This window comes from Sphingomonas aliaeris, assembly GCF_016743815.1.
Classification (GTDB): domain Bacteria; phylum Pseudomonadota; class Alphaproteobacteria; order Sphingomonadales; family Sphingomonadaceae; genus Sphingomonas; species Sphingomonas aliaeris.
In genome coordinates, this window is sequence record NZ_CP061035.1 from 2,876,548 (window position 1) to 2,896,900 (window position 20,353).

At 60.9% G+C, this 20,353-nt stretch carries 8 protein-coding genes and 1 tRNA gene; 4 read left to right on the top strand and 5 right to left on the bottom strand.

The window, feature by feature from the left end:
• The first annotated feature begins 279 nt into the window (after window positions 1–279).
• Window positions 280–6,321, top strand: coding sequence for an autotransporter domain-containing protein (locus H5J25_RS13495; protein WP_202091789.1), 6,042 nt, complete (start codon window positions 280–282; stop codon window positions 6,319–6,321).
• A 614-nt stretch (window positions 6,322–6,935) separates the two neighbouring features.
• Here the strand turns inward: H5J25_RS13495 and H5J25_RS13500 are convergent.
• Window positions 6,936–7,472, bottom strand: coding sequence for a hypothetical protein (locus H5J25_RS13500; RefSeq protein ID WP_202091791.1), 537 nt, complete (start codon window positions 7,470–7,472; stop codon window positions 6,936–6,938).
• A 1,203-nt stretch (window positions 7,473–8,675) separates the two neighbouring features.
• Between H5J25_RS13500 and H5J25_RS13505 the strand changes: the two genes are divergently transcribed.
• Window positions 8,676–11,189 carry an ATP-binding protein gene (locus H5J25_RS13505; RefSeq protein ID WP_202091793.1) on the top strand — a complete coding sequence of 838 codons (2,514 nt, stop codon included), beginning with the start codon at window positions 8,676–8,678 and terminating at the stop codon, window positions 11,187–11,189.
• 276 nt (window positions 11,190–11,465) lie between these two features.
• Here the strand turns inward: H5J25_RS13505 and H5J25_RS13510 are convergent, their stop codons facing one another.
• Window positions 11,466–13,523 carry a TonB-dependent receptor plug domain-containing protein gene (locus H5J25_RS13510; protein ID WP_225883114.1) on the bottom strand — a complete coding sequence of 686 codons (2,058 nt, stop codon included), beginning with the start codon at window positions 13,521–13,523 and terminating at the stop codon, window positions 11,466–11,468.
• Window positions 13,520–14,095, bottom strand: coding sequence for a TonB-dependent receptor plug domain-containing protein (locus H5J25_RS20765; protein WP_225883115.1), 576 nt, complete (start codon window positions 14,093–14,095; stop codon window positions 13,520–13,522). Before H5J25_RS20765 ends, H5J25_RS13510 begins: the two co-directional genes overlap by 4 nt.
• A gap of 287 nt (window positions 14,096–14,382) precedes the next feature.
• Between H5J25_RS20765 and H5J25_RS13515 the strand changes: the two genes are divergently transcribed.
• On the top strand, window positions 14,383–14,796 hold the full coding sequence (locus H5J25_RS13515) for a hypothetical protein (RefSeq protein ID WP_202091795.1): 414 nt from the start codon (window positions 14,383–14,385) through the stop codon (window positions 14,794–14,796).
• Between the two features lie 647 nt (window positions 14,797–15,443).
• Here the strand turns inward: H5J25_RS13515 and H5J25_RS13520 are convergent.
• Window positions 15,444–17,915, bottom strand: coding sequence for a TonB-dependent receptor domain-containing protein (locus H5J25_RS13520; protein WP_225883116.1), 2,472 nt, complete (start codon window positions 17,913–17,915; stop codon window positions 15,444–15,446).
• Between the two features lie 782 nt (window positions 17,916–18,697).
• A tRNA-Thr gene (locus tag H5J25_RS13525) sits at window positions 18,698–18,773 on the bottom strand.
• Window positions 18,774–19,014: 241 nt separating this feature from the next.
• On the opposite strand from H5J25_RS13525, the gene H5J25_RS13530 reads away from it, so the two are divergent.
• On the top strand, window positions 19,015–20,304 hold the full coding sequence (locus H5J25_RS13530) for a PAS domain-containing protein (protein ID WP_202091799.1): 1,290 nt from the start codon (window positions 19,015–19,017) through the stop codon (window positions 20,302–20,304).
• The last annotated feature ends 49 nt before the right edge of the window (window positions 20,305–20,353 follow it).

The window sequence follows — 20,353 nt, forward strand, 5'->3', positions numbered from 1 at the left end:
AAACTTCGAGTTCCGGAAGACAAAACCCCGCCCTTCAAAGTACCGATCCTTTCACAGGTCGAAAAACTTTTGGGCTTGCGAATAATCATGATTGGTTCTGGATTATCCGGTCTTTTCCGAAGGATACTGGCTCATCTTAGATAGCAAGCCGGGTACGAACGGACGTTCTTCTCCCCAAGTGGGCACCCACCGGGAACGTTTCCGTAATGTTTACCATCCTAGGCGGCTCGTGTGCGCCCGCTTTCGCGGTGTCGCGGTGGCTTCGACAATGGGGATTACATGCAGATCACATCACTGAGCGCAGGCGCGCGGCATTCCAACGCCGTTCGTCGGATCCTTCTGCTGACGACTGCGCTCGGAAGCACGCTCGGTGCCACGGCACCGGCCATGGCCGAAAACATCGCCTATTCCGGCACCGGCCCGTATGTCCTGACGCAGACCGATCCGGTTTCCGGTGGTCCACGCACCATCGATGTCACGGTTTCCAGCGGTGACATCGCAATCGACACTGCGACCGTAAACGTTGAAAATAATGCCACCAACCCGGCACCCTCCGGCACGCCGCTCGGCGTGGGCATATGGGCCAACAATACCGGCACCGGGAACACGACCGTGAATAGCGGAACCGTTACCGCGACGGGCACTGGCCAGACGGCCGGCATCGATGCACGCGTGACGAGTGGCGAACTCTCGATCACCAGCGGAACGATCACCAGCACCGCCACCAACAGCACTGCAATGAACGCGATCAGCAGCGCCGGAGGCAACGTTACGGTCAACGCCGACCAGACGATCGGCGCGCGACGCGGCATTTTCACGTCCGGAGCTGGCGCCACGGTCATCAACAGCAAATTCGCGACCGCCAGCGGCCTCGTGTCGCCCAACGCGATCATCGGGCAAGGTGCCACCGTCGAGGTCGACAGCCAGCTTGCGACGCTGACGGGTAACGGCAATCAGGGCGCGGCAATCTTCGTTCAATCCGCCCTCGGGAATGCGACCATCCGTTCCGGAACCGCCTCCACGCAAGGATATGGGCAGGTTGGCATTGCGCTGCAATATGCCAATACCAATGGCTTGGTGACGAGCGAACTGGTCAGCACGTCCGGCGATTACGCGCGGGGAATCTATGGTAGCGCCGTTGGGGTTACCGCCATTCGCAGCACTACGATCAACACGTCCGGCGACGCCGCCACGGGTATCTTCGTCAGCCCGAACGCCAATATCTCCAATGACATTCCGACTACCGGATCGGTCGACGTGGTCAGCGGCACGATCACGACGACGGGGGAGGAGGCGGACGCGATTTTAGTAACGCCGACAACCCCGACCCGCGGCCGGAACGGAACCATGATTTCCGGCGCGATCGCAGTGGACAGCGACTCTATCACCACTTCCCGAGCGTTTTCGCGCGGCATCGCAGTGAATGGCACGTCCGGATCGATCGATATCACCAGCCGCGCGATCACGACGCACGGCGAATATTCAACCGCGATCGACATCACGGGTGTTGTGGCCGAAACGGGCAATCCAACGCAGATCAGCAATACGGGCCCGATCGTCACGACCGGCAACTACGCCACCGCGATCAAGGTCTATCCCGGTACCGGAGCGGTAACGATCGCCAATAGCGGATCGATTACCACAGGCGGTATCGGCGCGTACGGCATTACCGCAAACATCACCAGCGGGTCGATGACGCTGACCGGCGCCGGTCCAGTGACAACCACCGGCGATTTCTCGCACGGCATATATCTGGCACCGGGTGCTGGTACATATTCCGGGGCAACCTCGCTTACATCGGGCCCGATCGCCACCAGCGGCAGAGGCGCATCCGGCATCTTCATTCTGAATACCGCTGGGCCGGTAACGATCAACGCGAGCGACATTCGCGCGACCGGCGCGGATGCGTCCGCGATCGTCGTCGTCCCGGTATCGGGCGCCACCGCACCTATCAACGTGCAGGCTGGCATCGTCCGCACCACGGGCAGCGGCGCACATGCGGCGATCAACCTCAGCAGCAATGGCCTGACCGGGCCGATCACCGTCAACGTCGCGGATACGATCTCCACGGGCGCGGCGGTCGACGCCCGTTCCGTCGGGGCGGTGTCCGTGACCAGCGGCATCGCACGGGTAACCGGCGGGGCTTCGACCGGTCTCGTGGCAATCTCGTCGGGCGATACGGCAACGCTCGTCTCGACCGATCTTGCCGTCACCAACAATCGCGGCATTTTCGTCCAGGGCCGTGATAATGCCAGTGTCACCAGCGGTATTCTTTCCGTCACCGGCAACAACCAAGCGATCTTTGCACAGACGAGTTCCGGATCCGGGGCAGGTGCGGCCCCGGGCACGGTCGCGGTCAAAAGCACGACGCTGACCAGCGAAGCGGGCGGCATCAATGCGTTCGGCCCCCGCGCGACGATCAATGTCGACAGCGGATCGGTCGTCGCAGGCAACGCCGTCGCGATCGCCGCATACGGCATCGGCGTCACCGTCACCAGCGAGACGATCGCCACCGGCCATGTCGGCATCGATGCAGGGTATGCCAGCGGATCTTCCTCCACCGCGCCGACCGTCATCAACAGCGGGTCGATCACGCTGAACGGCGCGGCCGCGGCTACGGGTGGCGGAATCCAGGCCAACGGCGCTGGCGTCATCGTCAATAGCGGAACGATCCTCGCCACCGGCCTCGGCAATCGCTTCGGCATCAACGCGCAGGTCTTCAGCAGCGATGAAGCCGGCATTACCCAGCCGGGCACCGTCGCGATCACGTCCGGATCGATCACCACCGTCGGCAACGGTGCCTATGGCATCCAGGCGTCGAGCGATGCGGGCGCGATCACGATCGACAGCACCGGCGCGATCTCGACCAGCGGCACCACGCGTCTCGCGGGGACCCAGCCGCGTTACTCCGCCGGCATCGTCGCGACGAGTCAGTCGGGTGCGATCACCATCGCCAGTAACGACATCACCACATCGGGCGCGCAATCGGACGGCGTTCACGTGGAAGCTGGCAACGCGATCTCATCGTCTTTCCGCGGCCCCAATGTCGCCGCCGCCGCAATTTCCATCACGACCTCCGGCACGACGCAGACCAGCGGCAGCCGCGCCGCCGGCGTCCGGGTTCGCGCTGGTGGTGGCGTCGTGGCGATCGTCAACAGCGGCACGATCGCGACGACGGGCGAAGGCTCACAAGGTATCGACGTGCAATCGGGCGGCGACCTGTCGATCGACAGCCTTACGGCGACTGCCACTCAGGGCAATGGCATCTTCGCGTCTGTCGACGGACTGGTCGATATCCGCAGCGGCACTGCGAGTGCGGGTGGAATTGCCAACTCGGCGATTTATGCCGTCGGCGGCACCGGCGTGACACTCGTCAGCGGTTCCGCCTCGTCGACTGCCGCAACCATCACCGACGAGGAGTTTACGCAATACGGCCATGCTATCTATCTCGAGGCCGTAACCGGCGCGGTAACCGCGACCATCGGTAACGCCAGCGCGACAGGCGAAGGCGCGGATGCCGTCCATATCATCGCCAATGGCTCGGGGGGCGCTGCAACCGTTTCGATCACCGGCGCGGTATCATCGGCAAGCGGCATCGGTCTGTTCATCGATCCACCGGGCGCGGTAAACATCTCTGTCGCGTCGGGCGCCAGCATCACGGGCGCGCTTTCCGGCATCGATACGATCGGCGGCAGCAACACGATCGTCAACGAAGGCACGATCAGCAGCACCGGCGGTGCGGCGATCGTCGCGGCTGGTGCGACCGCGCTGACCAACAGCGGTGCGATCGTGGGGACCGGCGATGTCGCCGTTCGTTTCGGTGCGACCGATGACAGCGTCACGCTGCGGACCGGATCGCGCGTCACCGGCGTTATTGCCGGCGGTGGCGGCACCGATGCCGCCTTCCTCAGCGGAACGACGACGACCGCGTCCCCCACGCAGTCGATCGCCGCTTTCACCGGCTTCGATAGCCTGACCGTTCAGAACGGCTACTGGACCGCCGACGCCAATGGCCCCAGCGCCTTCAATACCGTTACCGTCGACACCGGCAGCGCGCTGGAGCTTGCAAACGGTGCAACCGGGATCGTCGGAATCTCTGCCCCCGCGATCGTCGCCAATGGTACCGTCGTCGTGCGCAGTGATGCGGTCGCCAGCGGCAGCACACTGGGCAACATGACGATCGGCGGTTCGGGCAGCGTCCTCCTGACCGGCCCCGGTACCGTCACGCTGGACGGTACGGACGCCATCACCACCAGCAACGGCAGCACCGTCGATAGCGGGCGCCTGCTGCTGACCGGTACGCAGGGCGGAGCGGTTACGACCAATGCGGGCGGGACCTTACAGCTCGGCAACGGCGGCACGACCGGCACCTTTACGGGCTCGCTCGTCAATAACGGAACGCTCAACGTAAACCGTTCGGACGACTATATGTTCGGCGGCGCACTGACCGGCACGGGATCGATCGTGAAGGACGGCGCCGGGAAGCTCACCTTCGGCACGGGCTATGCCTTCACCGGCACGACGACCGTCAATGGCGGGTCGATCCGCCTGACGACGGCGGTCGTCCCGACAACCGAGCTGACCGTCGAAGGCAACGGGCAGATCGATCTGTCCGGCCTGCCGCAGACGGTGGCCGAACTCGCCGGAACGAGCACCACGGCAAGCGTCAACATCGACAATGGTTCGCTCGCCGTGAACCAGGCCACCAACACGTCCTTCTCGGGCGCTTTGGTCGGCAACGGCACGCTGACCAAGACGGGATCGGGCTCGCTCAACCTAACCGGTACCAGCACCTATACCGGCGGGACGGCGGTGGACGAAGGTCGCCTTGCGGTGAACGGCAGCATCGTCTCGCCGCTTGTCGTGAACTCGGGCGGCACGCTGGGCGGAACAGGCACGACCGGCAACGTTACGATCGGCGCCGGCGGCACCTATGCTCCCGGTAACTCGATCGGAACGCAGACGGTCGTCGGCAACGTCGTCTTCGCAACGGGGTCGATCTTCGGCGTCGAGGCAAACGCCGCGGGCGCGGCGGATCGCGTGAACGCTTCCGGTACCGTCACGATCAACGGCGGCACGGTCGCGGTAACGGCAGCACCGGGCAATTATGCCAATTTGACCGACTACACCGTGCTCACCGGCGCAGGTGGCGTGACGGGCCGCTTCACGGGCGTAACGTCCAACCTCGCCTTCCTTTCGCCATCGCTCAACTACAGCACCACCGCGGTGACGCTGACGCTCGCTCGCAACGACATATCGTTCGCGACATTGGGCAATACGGGCAACCAGGTCGCCGTCGCCAATGCGGTACAGGCGCTGGGCATCGGCAACGCGATCTACACCGTCGCCTTGCTGCAAACGACGGGCAGTGCAGCCGCCACCTTCGATCGACTGTCGGGGGAAATCCATGCGAGCACCTCTGCGTTGCTCATCGACGGGGGGCGCCGCATGGTCGATGCCGTCCTGTCGCGTGGTCGTGAGAACGGCGGCGAAGGCTTCGGTCTGTGGGCACAAGGTATTCAGTCCTATACCGACAGCGAACGTCGGACCGGCCTCGCCAATGTTTCCGGAAACCAGACCGGCATGATCGGCGGACTGGACTATGCCGGCGGGAATTGGCGTGTGGGGCTGAACGGCGGTTATGCCGACAACCGGATCCAGGCCTCCGCCCTTGGAAGCCGCGCGCATGCGAAGACCAAGTCGGTTGGCGGTAGCCTCGCCTGGCAGGACGACCGGATCGTCGTACAGGCCGGGATCGGCTATGCATGGCACGATCTCAGCAGCACGCGCACGCCAGGCGTTACCGGTATCGCGGCCAGCCTCGCGAGCAAGAGCGAAGCCACCAGCCTGCAACTGTTCGGGGAAGCATCGTACCGCGTCGTCGATGGCAACATCACCGTCGCGCCGTACCTTCGCAACGAGTTCACCAGCTTGCGCAGCAAGGCGTTCGTGGAAACGGGCGGTACGGGCGCACTGTCGGTCGGACGCGACACGCGCGATGCCGACTTCACGAGCCTGGGCCTCCGCATCGGCGGCACGGCGCCCGTTTCAGAAACCGTCTCGCTCCTGCCGCATATGTCGGTCGCGTATCGCCGCGGCTGGGGCAAACTCGGCGGAGACACGCGCACGGCAGCGTTCGTGGGCGCGGCGGGCAAGTTCAACGTCGCCGGCACGCCACTCGGCCGCAACAGCGCCGACCTGGAAGGCGGCGCCGACCTGGCTTTCGGCCAGCGTATCACGGTCGGCGTCAACGGGTTCGGATCGATTTCGAAGGAAATCGGCAGCTACGGCGTCCGCGCTGCCGTCAGCATCCGCTTTTGATGACAGGTCGCCGGGGCCTCGGCCCCGGCGATGCTTCCCGGTACGGCCCCAGGACTTTCCCGCTCGTCCTGATGACGCCGTTCGGTACGCCACAGGCTAGGCGTACTCAGCCGTATATGGAACAGGCAGACGTCCGCGCCATTACTGAGCGTCAGCTTAACCCGAAGCCCGCCGCAGCGCTTCTCCTACGTAAAACGGGCCTGATTGAAGGATGCGCAGGCTTTGTAGCGACTGAGCGCGTTGGTGTGCCTTCGAGGCCGGATGACTAGCCGGCGGTTCAGTGCTTCGGTATGACGGCGTACTCCATTACGGGTCCTTGGATACGACAGATACCGCTATCATCAGCGGCATGTTAGACGCGCCAGGCAAACTGACCCAATACTATTTCAAAGCAGATCCGACTTTGCTTGCCAGCGCTCGCTGTTAACCCGCCCGTCTGATGACCCCACCGAGTCCACGACGAATACAGGCCTTCAGGCTCTACATTTGGTAGGAAGCAACGCAGCCTTTCCTAGAGACGACCCGAATATTGAAGCGTTGCAGGGGCTTAGCCGAAACATCTCATTAGAATCGCGGTCCTATTGCACGCAGTTGCAGAAGGGCCGCCATCTGGCCTACCCTCTTTTAACAACCAGCGACTCCCGGCGGTACAAAACAGCTGCCAGACAGATTGTAAACAAGCTGGCCGCCTCGGCCAAATTATAAGTATTGATCCCACCGAAACCGGCCTGAAAAATCGCGTCTATCTGATGACTAGAGATAGTTTTTAAGACCTGCATTGTTACAAGAATTAAAAGGGCCGTTAAGGCAATCAGTGCTAAGGAATCGATCCGGCGAAGACAACCTAAAAGAAGGACGGCCGCGGCCAAAATTACTACACCTATAATACAGACAACGATCGCTTGATATGACTGCCTGCCATTATATAGCATTGCTTCTTTCGCGATCTGCCGACCGATCCCGCTAATTAAATTCTGCAGGTCAAGCTGTCTGTAAAATGCCCCGACAGCTAAGGCTATAGCTATTCCGGTCCATACAACGCGTTCTTGTCGCATTGTTGTAATACCGCGTCGCTTTCGTGAGGGATGACGCTTCCATTCGGCGGAAGCGAGGTAACCCAGTCGAGCCGAAAATAGATAGCCGACGAACATAAAAACCCCGAAGGCAGTGAGGTTCGCTGTCAGGGGCCGCCACTCGTCCAAACTCGATCCATTCGCTTCGTAGTTCGGGACGGACGTAGCGCATCACAGTTACCGGTGCAAAGGCAGCGCACCATAGAGGAAGCCAAATAGAACGCTTCGCGATAGCCCTATCGGGTAGGCGAGTATTGCCTCGGCGCCCCTATGAAAGCGGACGAAGCAGAACTCAAACGGTTGTCCAGCTCTCAGCGCCAGCGGCACCGTTACCTTGTGGAAATGCCATAAAGAAGGTGGTGCCGCTTACAGGACTCGAACCTGTGACCCCCGCATTACGAAGGCTACTCACAATCCGCCTGAAATCAGCGGATTTCCTCAGTTTCTCGTTATGACAAACACGGGTTTTTTCGGTCTCCCATTGACCACCCAGATCCACTCGAAGCCGTTCTATCGGCCCGTCCTATTGAAAGTGCCTCGGCTTGGGAAAACGGGAAATTGCAACCTGCGCTATACCTCTGAACTCGGCCGACGAAGTCGGTGTGGTAAATCGTCAAATGATCGGTAGCCTTACAGTTACGGTCATGTTCCCGGGGGTCACTTCTCGGTCGAGGGTGCCTCCCGCTGTCGCGTCGCATCACGACAGCAAGCCATTTGGGCGCGGCCTCGGAGCCGTAAACCGGCCAAGATTACCTTTCCGCGCTTCAGCAAGGGTGTCAAATGCATCCAAGAGGTTTTCCGCCGGCCAGCGGCCTTAACTATGGCTGACCGATTATCTCAGAAGGCGCCGTTAGGTCCATTGCCATAGCAGCTGTCCTGTTCACATACCGAATTATCCTGTCGACGCTCAGCAGTTTGATGCAGTCATGTGTCTGATCAACGACGGTCACCAGCAACGCTTCGTGTCTGTCGAAAAGCTCGTCGAGACCGTCGTTCGTTGCACCCACCGACCTGTTCTCCGGCATCACTAAGACGCACCCCTGGCGTGAATGCAAAACTGAAGGTACGGCATAGATCCCTTCTGCGATTGCCGTGCGAAAGGGCAGCAGCTTGCTGCATCCCATTTAGGCGCGCCTGGACTCCACCTGTCGCGAGGCTAAAATGTTCGCTTGAGCAGACGGCCCCTGATAAACCCTGGCGATGACACCGCAAGATCAACACTTAGAAATGAACTCGGGTCCTTCGTGGCTACTCGCGACACGCTCAGCGGCGGCAGTGTCAATGCGTGATATTGATTGGTCTGCCACGCCTGTGGGCCCCGCAAATGAATGGCCAACCGCACTCCGGATCGCTGTGAAGCTAATGCTGGATTCTGGATTTCCCATGTTCATTGCGTGGGGAAGCGAGCTTACCTTTTTGTACAACAATGCCTACGCAGGCATCCTCGGAGACAAACATCCCCGGGCAATGGGTAGACCATTCCAAGAGATTTGGTCCGAGATATGGGACGATATCTCGCCGTTGATCGACAGAGCGATTGCTGGCAACGCTGTTTGGCTTGAAGATCTACCGCTGCGCATGAACCGGCATGGGTATGACGAGGACACGACGTTTACCTTTTCGTACTCGCCCGTACGAGACGACCTCGACCAAATCGTCGGCATCCTTTGCGCTTGTACGGAGACTACAAGGCAGACGCAGGCGGAAACTGCCTTACGTGAGCGGGAAACCCGATTGCGTTTCTTGAGCGAGCTAGAGGAACGGTTGTTCCGATCCAGCAATGCCTCCGATGCGATGCGCGCGGCTACCGAGATGCTCGGCCAGGATTTGGGCGCGTCGCGGTGCGCTTACGCAGACGTTGCGGAGGACGCTGATAGGTTCACTATCCGGAACGACTTCAACTCTCCCGGAATCGAAAGCTCGGTCGGTGAATATAGCCTCGATTTATTCGGATCCCGTGCGGCTGCCGAAATGCGCGACGGTGTAACGCTCGTCGTTCGTGATGTTCTTGCAGAGCTGGAACCCGGCGAGGGTCGCGAGATGTTCCAGGCGATCGGTATCGATGCGATCATCTGTTGCCCGCTAATCAAAGAGGGACGGCTAGCTGCGATGATGGCGATCCACCAGGACCGGCCACGGGCATGGAACAGCGCCGAGATCGCGTTGGTGAAAGAGGTGGTCGAGCGCTGTTGGGCCCATGTCGAGCGAGTGGGGGCGGAAGCCCGGCTGCGCGAAAGCGAAGAACGATTACGGCTCGCGGTCGACAACGCAGATGTAGGGTTTTGGGATGTCGATCTCGTCAGCGACGTGCTGATCTGGCCACCCCGTACCAAGGCAATGTTTGGTATTTCAGCCGACGTGCCCGTTAGCCTCAACGACTTCTACGAGGGACTCCACTCCGACGATCGCGAAAAAACCATCGTTGCCTTCACGGCAGCGGCGGATCCCACTCGGCGCGCCCTCTACGACGTTGAATATCGGACTGTCGGGAAAGAAGACGGGATTGTCCGTTGGGTAGAGGCCAAGGGACGCGGCGCTTTCAACGCAGAGGGGAAATGCGTCCGACTTACGGGCACCGCTGTACAAGTAACCGCTCGCAAAGAGGCCGAAGAGGCGCTCCGTGAACTAAACGGAACATTGGAAGCCCGCATCGCTAACGCAGTTACAGAACGCGAGGAGGCGCAGGAAGCACTTCGCCAGAGTCAGAAAATGGAAGCAATGGGCCAGCTTACAGGTGGCGTCGCGCACGATTTCAATAATCTTCTTACCCCGATTGTCGGTAGCCTGGACCTGCTGCAGCGGAAGGGGCTGGGCGGAGAGCGTGAACAGCGTCTTATCGCAGGTGCGGTACAATCCGCGGAGCGCGCTAGAACGCTCGTGCAACGTCTGCTCGCCTTTGCCCGGCGCCAGCCGCTGCAGCCGGTGGCAGTCGATGTCGCCAAACTCGTTTCCGAAATGGGCGAACTCGTATCGAGCACGACCGGCCCGCAAATCAGGGTGGTGATAGACGTCAAAAATGACCTGCCGCGTGCCATGGCCGATCCAAACCAACTCGAAATGGCAATTCTCAATCTTGCCGTAAATGCGAGGGATGCAATGCAGGAGGGTGGCACGCTGCGGATCTCGGCGGAAGTTGCGTCGATCCGGTCTGGCCATCGCTCAAAGCTCAAGGCAGGGCACTATATCCGCCTTTCCGTGGCCGACACCGGCGTGGGCATGGATGCTGGAACCTTGTCGCGAGCCGTTGAGCCGTTCTTCTCGACCAAAGGTGTTGGTAAAGGAACTGGGCTAGGGCTCTCCATGGTTCACGGCTTGGCATCCCAACTGGGCGGAGCGCTCACGATCCTAAGCCAACCTGATCTCGGCACGAATGTCGAACTTTGGCTTCCGCAAGGGGTCGCAGACGTAAGCCAGATTGCGCCGATGGCCGATCAACCAGTGTCACAAACAATAACTGGAACTGCGCTGCTGGTCGATGACGAGGCTCTGGTTCGAATGAGCACGGCAGACATGCTGACCGATCTTGGCTACGAGGTAATTGAGGCCTCGTCCGGCGAAGAGGCCCTACGGCTGGTGAACGGCGGAATACACTTCGACCTGCTCGTGACCGATCATCTTATGCCCGGCATCGTCGGCACCGACTTAATCCAGGCGGTCCGCTCGGCTAGGCCTGATATCCCGGCACTGCTCGTATCGGGTTACGCAGAACAATCCGCGATCGACGCGGGCATATCTCGGCTTACAAAGCCGTTTCGCAAAGACGAACTCGCATCTTCCCTAGCGTCCTTGTTCTAACTCTTCTCGGGTTTAGCGGACCACCCGTTTTGATGGACGGCGATCCAGAAAAATTTGTCATTCCATGCCAACACGTTTTCGTAGACGCCATAAACACGTGCCGGGAGCCACAAATCGATCCAGACCTTTCAAGGGTATCAAAGCCCGTCAACCCAATTGGGGCTGCTCAGCTGAAACCGTCGGAAACCGCCACTTTTTAAAAACTGAAGCGCAGACGTCAGGTTCTTGAGGAGAAAGGGGCGTTAGCCCCCTCCCCGCCGACCGAACGTTTGTTCCTTAGAACTTCACACTCGCCCTCGCGTAGAGGTAACGCCCGTTGAAGCCGAACGGCGAAAAGCTGGAATACGGCGTCACGTAGTTGGTCGCACCGTAGTTACGAGCCGCATTTGTCACCGGATCGATACCCCGGCCCGTCGGCGTCAGCGTAGGGTACACGTCGAAAACGTTGTTCGCACCAATAGCGAGTTCGATGCGGTCCGACACCGTTCCACGGACTTCAACGTCAGTGATCCACTTTGCGGCCAACGGCACGTCGCCGAACAGATCGGTGCCCGCCGCCAACGTCTTACCGTAGCGGTTGGTGCGGACGTTGAAGCCGATCCACTGGTGATCGTAGTCCAGCGAGAAGTTGATTTTGGTACGCGGCTGCCCATCCGTAAGGCGCAGCGATTCCTGACGCCCGAACAGCACTAGGCCGGGGATGTTTGCCAATGGCCCTGGAGCGGCCAAAACACGATTGATCTTGGTCTCATTGTAGTTGTAGCCGGCCGTGAAGTTCGCTTTGCCACCAGCCAGATCCGCCCGGTACGTCAAAACAGCATCGATTCCGCGCGTTCGCGTATCCACGCCGTTCACAAAGAAGCGAGCGGCATTCGTGGCGTTGAAACCGGCGTTGTTGAGGATCGTCGCGATGGCAAGCCCTGGATTGGTGCCCGAGGGGACACCGTTCGTACGCGAAGCCGTCAGATTGTCGGTCACTACGATACGGTCGTCGATCGAAACCTGATAGACATCGACCGTAAGCGTGACACGGGGGATGGCGGTGAATACCGCGCCCGCCGAGTAGCTGACGGAGGTCTCTGCTTTCAGCGGTGTCGCACCGAGCGCGATCGCGATCGGATTGTCGGTCGGAAGGGTAACGGTCTCCAGCAGGACCCCGTTGACGTTGTTGGTCGCTGAAGCCGAGAAAAACTGTTGCTGCAGCGACGGCGCACGGAAACCGGTCGAAGCGGCGCCGCGAATTGCAAAGCCTCTTACGAGTTCGAAACGCGCGGCGAGCTTTCCGTTGAAGTCCGAACCGAAGTCCGAATAGTCCTCATAACGGCCAGCCGCCTGCACCGTGAACGCGTCGCTGATTTCGGCATCCAGCTCGGCATAGGCCGATACGTTATGTCGAGCTCGCAACTGATCGACGCGCTGGCCGCCGATCGTCGGGGAGATACCCGGGAAACCCTGAGCACCTGCTGCACCACCAAAAGTGCCGCTCAGATAGCTTGGTCCGTTGCCAGGGCGAAGCTTGAAGGTCTCGCGGCGATATTCCGCACCGCCGGCCAGGGTCAGGCTTTTCAAACCGCCGAAATCGAGTTCCTTCGACAGGTCCAGATTGGCAACAGTCTGCGTGTAGCGCAGGCCTCCCGCGTCAAACGCCGTTGGCGAGGATGGCCCGAACGAACGATTGAGCGAGTTCTTGATCTGGAAATCGAACTTGTTTTTAGCGGTACCGACCGAGAGGTCATAACGGAACCCGTTGCCGATCTCGCCTTTGATCCCGGTCGTCCCGGATACGTCCTCCAACGTCGTGTTGATGATTGGCAAGAATCCGTTGGGGTAGATCGATGCAATGCTCCGGCCATCAGCCGCGAGCGGACGACGGTAGAATGCGGCGCTTTCACCATCGCGGAAATTGTAGCTACCAAAAGCGTAAAGCGTCGCGCTGCCCAGCGGCAATCCGGCGTTGACGAAGAGCTTCATATCCTGCGTCTTCGCGTCACCATAGCGGTGGCTGTATCGATTGAACGTGAACTCGCGGGGATCAAGAGCGCCGCCGATCAGATCGTATTGCTGACGTGGATCGAAACCGGTGCGATTCGTTGGATTGCGCACGTTGTACTCGGCGGAAACGTCGAAGAATCCTTCCGGACCGATCGGCAGTCCTACCGTCGCTGCCACGGTCGTCGAAGCGCCATCCTTGACGTGACGATCCTCGCCCGTGGTCCGGACTGCTAAGGTTCCGTCGGGAGCGAACGTCGGTGCGCCGGTGGTTGGGCTCACAAGGCTACCAAAACCCTGTACGCCCTCGGTCCGTGTGTCATAGTAACCGTGCGTGACGGTCACTCGGCCAGAAAAATCGCGCTTTTCCGCAAGCTGGAAGTTGATGACGCCGGCAATCGCGTCCGACCCGTATGTGCTGCCGCACCGTCTCGCAGCACTTCGACGCGCCCGATCGCGATGGCGGGGATCAAGTTGAGGTCGACGGCGGCAGATCCACGACCAACCGAACCATTGATGTTCAGCAATGCCGTCGTGTGACGGCGCTTTCCGTTGATCAGCACCAGTGTCTGATCGGGTGACAGTCCGCGAAGCGTTGCCGGACGCACCGTATCGGTTCCGTCCGTAATAGACGGCTGTGGAAAGTTGAACGAGGGTACCAGCTGGCTGAGGACCTTGTTGGTTTCGGTGTATCCAGACTGCGAAATCGTATCGCCGTTGATGACGTCGATCGGGACTGTGCTGTTTGCGACTGTACGTCCCTGCGCTCTCGTACCTGTGACGATGATATCACTGCCCGGATCTTCGCTGACCGCCGTCGGGGCAGCCACATCGGACGGTATGTCTTGCGCAAACGCCGGCAAAGCAAATCCGACAGAGGAAGCGCCCCAAAAGAGCGCGATAGCCGAACGACGCATATATTTTTACCCCCGAACTCGCAGGCCGATCCCCCCGGCCTGCCTCGCTTACGACCTTATGCGCAGATAGACCGGCGGAACAATCAGTTACGGATCATAGTACCGACAACATCACGCCGTGTTGCTATAAAGCAACAGCTTGACCCGTTAATAAAAATTCCAATTTCCGTTCCGAGCTTTTTTGCCATTTATGGTGCCACACCGTATTCGATTGCTTTTGCCGCGCGTCTTTTTGGGAGAGGTTTATGTCAATTGCAGATGCCTCAGCCACCGCCTAGCGGCTAGCGATGGCACCAGATATGATCATCCGAGAATATCACGACCGTCGGCGCGCGATCCTTTCGATCCTCGATATCGCTCGTCCGGACCTGAACCGCTCGGCTCTCGACGCTTGGCCGGCGATCGCAGTACACCGACAAAAGTTGAGCGATGCGATGCAGACGTTCCAGCAATTCAAGCACGCCAACATCTTCGATCCAATCATTGCGGGGGATCGAAACGACAAGATGATAGCGGCGGAGTTGAAAGCCGACTGCGTGATGCTCGGCAACCAGTACGACACATTTCGCCGAAGATGGACAAGCACGGAGGCACAGGACAATTGGCCCAAATATCGCCTGTCCGCGATCGCCATGATGACTACCATCCGCAAAAGCTTCGCGGAGCAAGACGCGACCGTCAGGACGCTGAACCTGGCATAATCTGTCGTCGATCCAAACCGATTATATTCGGCTGGCCGCCTCCGACGACAAAGTTACCGCATTCTCGGATTTGGACGGTATCATTGCAGCATGGCATGGATGTGTACGATGCGAGGGCACAGCCCAGCAGCCGCAATCTGGAACGAAGGCCTCGAATTCGCGAAATGCTCGCGGTGTTCCTTGGATCTCATCCGGCAGCCAGGCTGCAAGTGGGTATCCGTTCCGGCGGGCGTTCGAGTGGCTTGGCATCCGCCGGGGCATCGAGGGCTTCACTGGAGCAAGGCGTTAGGACGTGCAGCTAAATAACGGGATGTCGCCGGCGTTGAACTCGGCCACCGGATATCGGCAGCCGGTTCTCCTTAGATTTAAGCCATTAGCTGACAGTGATCGGCACCGCCGTAAACGCATTCACAATTTGCCCCTGCGTCAGAATGGCCGAGTGACCGCTGATCAGCATAAAGCCCAAAAGGGCGGGTAGCCGCGTTCTTCCTTATAGACGCCGAGGAGGGCTGAGAGATCGACCTCGCGCAGGATCGAGCGGTACCGATCCTGCATCGCGAGCCCGTCCGCATCGTCTTCGCATCGGCTGACGATCTAACTCAAGGAAGAGACATCATGACAAAGGGCACGCAAGCGCCTCTAAACCATCAGAAGTCCAGGCGCGCGGTTGCAGAGATGGCCCGGCCGTTCAGGACCCGACCGCGGACGATGCCGCTGGCGGGTATGCGATCCTCGTCGATCGAGGTGAGTGCCCGCGTATCGAACAGGTTGGTGGCATTCAGCGACAATAGCAGCCGTTCGGTCGGGCGGACCTGTACGAAGGCGTTGGTCGTGACATAGCCCGGCATCTTCAGCAGGTTGACGTCCTGTGAGTAGCTGTCGGTGGTGCCGATGAACACGGCCCCCACCGCGAAGCGATCGTTGCTGATCTGCGGCGTCGCCTGGAAGATCAGACTGGCCTGATGACGCGGGGTGTTGCCGTCGATCGCGGGGTTGACCCGGTCGCGGACGATCTTCGCATCGGTCCAGGTTGCGCCGCCGGTGAGGCTGAACAGGCCGTGGCGAATACCGCCCTCGAACTCCAGTCCCGTAGCACGGTAGTCGCGCGCGATGACGGCGCCGGTCGACGTGTTGATGTTCGTATCCTGCGCGTCGACGTGAAAACCGGTCAGGTTCAGCGTCAGGTCCGCCCGGCGGAACTTCACGCCGATTTCGGCCTGCTTGACGGGATCGTAGGAAGCCGATGGGATCAGCAACCGGCCGGTCGCATTGTCGATCACCGCGCCGAACGTGATCCGGTCGGCATTGGCGCGGGCGCCGCGGCTGTAGCGGCCGAACACCGCGAACGGCTCCGACACGCGAAAGTTGATGCCCGCCGAATAGGACAGATAGTGATAGTCGTAATCGACCAGACCTGGCGCGCCGATCGGGGTCACGCCGACGCGCTGCTCGGGCGGCGAAATCTCGCCGCTTCCGTCGATGTCACGCACGACCTGCCCGACCCGGCCATTGCCCAGTTCGACCCCGAATACCTGCCCGCTGGCGCTGCCATAATCGTAGCGCAGGCTGCCGCCGATCGACACGCGACCGATCCGGTAGTTCGCGGAGGCGAACGGCGCGTTCACCGTATAGGCCAGCCGCAACGTGCGGCGCTGCGTGCCCGCCAACGGATTGTAGGCGTAGATGCCGTTCGCGGTCCGCGCCGCCCCCGTGCTGTCGAAGACGTTTAGCAACTCGGCATCTCCGCCGCCCCGGATTTCGGACACCGCGACGCCGTACAGGATCGACGTGTCGATGGTCTGGCGCGCGGCATAGAAGCCTGCGGTGGTCGTCAGGCTGGCCTCGCCCATTTCCCATACCCGGCTGGCCCGGATGTCGTTAGTGACGTTGCCGACATCCTGCTGCCGCCGGTCGCGAATGTTGTAGATGCCGATCAGTCCGTTGCCGTTCAACGTCGCAGGGTTGCTAATCAACTGTCCCGCGTTGGCGCCCGTCGCGTATCTGAAGCTGCCTCCGGTGGCACCGAGCCGGGTCAGCGCGGCGGCCGGGGTCAGCATCAGGCTACTGAACGGCCCGATCAGCCCGCCCGACCTTCCAGCGTACCGGAACCGTTCCATGATCGTCCAGCCTGCCAGCGTGAACTGCCCCTCCACGCCGAAAGCCTGCTCATTGACCCGATGGCCGTTGCGGATGTCCTCCAGGATCGGCTGATTGTTCTCGTCGAGCAACGTCACAGACTGGAGGGCGCGGGTCGACAGCGTATCCTTGGTCGGATCGAAACCCGGCACCGCGCTCAACTTCGGATCGGCATCGGTGCCGGTCACGCGCAGCGGCACCGAATCATAGAAAGGCGAACGATCGTTGAGATACTTGCCGTACAGTCGGATATAGCCGCCGGTGAATTCCCTTGTGACGTTAGCCTTGATCTGGCCGCCACGCTGGCCATCGAAGCCGATCCGGCGGGGGCCTTCGCCCTGCCGATAGAAACCGCCGACATGAAAGCGCAGATTGCTGGTCAGCCGACCGCCATAATCGAAATCGGCACGATACTGGTCGAAGTCGAGGCCTGCGGTCAGCGCCACCGCGCCCCCCTCGCGTTCGCCGGTCTTCGAGATGAAGTTGATGATCCCGCCCGGCGAATTGGAGGCGAAGGTCGAAGCGGAGCCACCCCGGATCGCCTCCACTTGGGCCAGATTGAGATCGACGCGCACGAAGCTGTCCGAACTCGCCCCGATGATGTCGCCGAATTCCGTCACCGGCAGACCGTCTTCCTGCAACTGCACGAACTTCGCGCCGGAGGACGACAGCGGCAGGCCCCGGATCGTGATGTTCGCGATGCTTTCGCCGTTGGGCGCTTCGGCCAGAATGCCGGGGATATCACGCAGCAGTTCACCGACCGAACGTGGCGCAAGCTTGGTGATCTCTGCTTCGCGCAGCACGCTTGTCGAGGTGGCGCTATCCAGACGGTCGCGGCCCTTCGCCACGCCGGTGGTTACGATATCGGAGCCATGGGGCGCCTGCGCCAGCGGAGCAGCGGCCGGTGCATCTGGTGTCGCTGATGCCGAAACAGGCATCATTAGCGAAATCGGCGCAACAGTCAGCAAAATGCCGTAATTCATCAACCTCATCCTTCCGATCCGATAACTTTCTTGAATTATAGGAGGTTGAGACCTGTCGGGGTCGGCCACAGCGTATTCGGCGTAAATGCTACCGTCTTGATGCCAACGGCTAGGAGCCTGTCCGAGTAACGGGTTATGCGCTGGGGTTGGCATTGCAGTTGAAGCGAACGGATACCGCTCCGGTGCTCAGCGCCTGGCCTTGAGGAGGTTGTGGGCTGTGCAGATCATCGCCCATTCGCCCCGGACCTAGTGAAGCCGTGGCGTACCCTTTATCGGGCAAGGCGATGGCGCGTGCGCTTCTAGCTAGAGAACCACCGATGCGGGCTGTTACCGCAGCCAAAGAGATTGGCGGCACACGTCAGGCTCCGCATAAGGGTATGGATGACGAGGGCGTGTCCACCGTACACCCGTCTATTAAGCCCCCAGGCGGACATCAACGATACCGGGGCGGGAGTTCCGCGAGGACAGCCCCTCCTAATTACCGGCCACGCGGCAAGCTATTTCGGCACTAGTCCCCGTACCTTAGAAGACTGGCGCTTAAGGGGTGGTGGTCCCGTGTATTAGAAAGTCGGACGGAGGCTTGTGCGATATCATGCCGCCGATCTGGAGCGGTTCGTGGAGGACGGTGCAAGGATCAACACTGGGGCGGCAGGCCGGGACCACCGAGGCGAGCGGAAGCAATGGGACGCCCGCCTGCTTCCGCTTTGCTTCCTCACGGAGCCTCACCACCCGCCCATAGCCGCACAGGTCTATTAAATCTAAGCGAATACAATGTCTTGAAGTGGTGCCGCTTACAGGACTCGAACCTGTGACCCCCGCATTACGAATGCGATGCTCTACCAACTGAGCTAAAGCGGCGTGCGTGCTGGTTGGATCAACCCTCACGAGGCGGCGCGGTTAGCAGGTCCCTTCGGGGCTTACAAGCGCCGTTCTTCGCAATCGTTACCAGGATCGCTCCCGTTCCGCGCCAGATCGCCTTCGCATGTCATTGTTAACCGCGATCTTCGACCACTCTTTTACGCATCGTTTACCATGGCCGGTGCACAAAGCGGCCTTGAGCGGCGGATCGAACGGGCGATCCACGAAGGGTGTATGCGCAATGGACAATGTTCACGGCTTCGATGGCGACCTGAATTCGGGCCTGATCGACGGTGTCGATGACGAACCGGTCGTCGACGAACCGAAACTGGAGATCGGCAGCGACGAGCGCCGGATGCATGTGCGCGCCTATAACCACTGGGTGTCGCTGCTCGGCGGTCGCGCCTATCCCTCGATCGAGGATCTGGATCCCGCGAACATCGCCGATTTCGGTCCGCACGCGGTGCTGCTCGATTTCTCGCGCGGGGTGGAAGATCCCGTCATCGCCTATCTAGGCTCCGCCCTCCGCGCCGAATGCGATCTCGATTCGTCGGTGACGCTGATCTCTCAGGTGCCGAGTCGCTCGCTGCTGTCGCGCCTCACCGATCATTATCTCCAGATCATCGCCAATCGCGCGCCGATCGGGTTCGAGGCGGAGTTCGTCTCGCAGCGCGGCTTCAACACGATGTATCGCGGCATCCTGATGCCGTTCTCCTCGGACGAGGACACGATCGACTTCATCTACGGCGTGATCAACTGGAAGGAACTGGTCGACGCCGAGTTGCAGGCGCAACTGGATGCCGAGGTCCAGGCCGCCGTTCGCGCCGCCCCGCCGCGCGCTACGACTGCGCCCATCTGGGCCGACGGGCCGAGCGCGGAACGTGAGGAGGCGGACGACACAGCAGGCGCCGATACGGACGAGGACGAAACCCGGTCGCCCGCCGGCCCCGCTGCCAACCTTGCCGACCAGCTGATGCTGGCGCAACAGACCGCCGCCGCCGTGCGTGCGGCGGACACGCGCACGCGCTCCACCCTGTACCGGGCGCTTGGCCGAGCACATGACTTTGCCGCCGCCGCGGACCGTGATCCCGGATCCTATGAGGCGCTGCTGGATGCGGCCGGGATTACGCTGCAATTGCGGGCGCCGATGACGCCGGTTGTGAAGCTGGTCTTCGGCGCGGATTACGACAAGACGCGCCTGACGGAATATGCCGCGGTATTGGGCTATGCACGCCGCATGGCGGTGCCGACCGGTGGCCTCGGCGACTTTCTCGACGCGTTCGACGGCGGGATCAAAGGCGTGGTCAAGGCAGAACGCGCACTCCGTCAGCCGGCCGCCAAGCCAAAGCCCGATCGGCGCATCGCCTTGGCGAGAAAGCCGGTACTCGCCAGCTTTGCACTGGAAACGGGCGTACCGGTCGGCGATTACGTCGTTCTGCTCGCACGCAGCGGGACGAACGGCGAGGTGCAGGTCGTCGCATCGATCGGTGATGCCGGCCTGACCGAAAAGGCGATCCGCGCGGCGGGCTGAGGCCCGCCCCGCACGCTTCGACAGCCCCTGCCCACCGATTGTGCAGCGC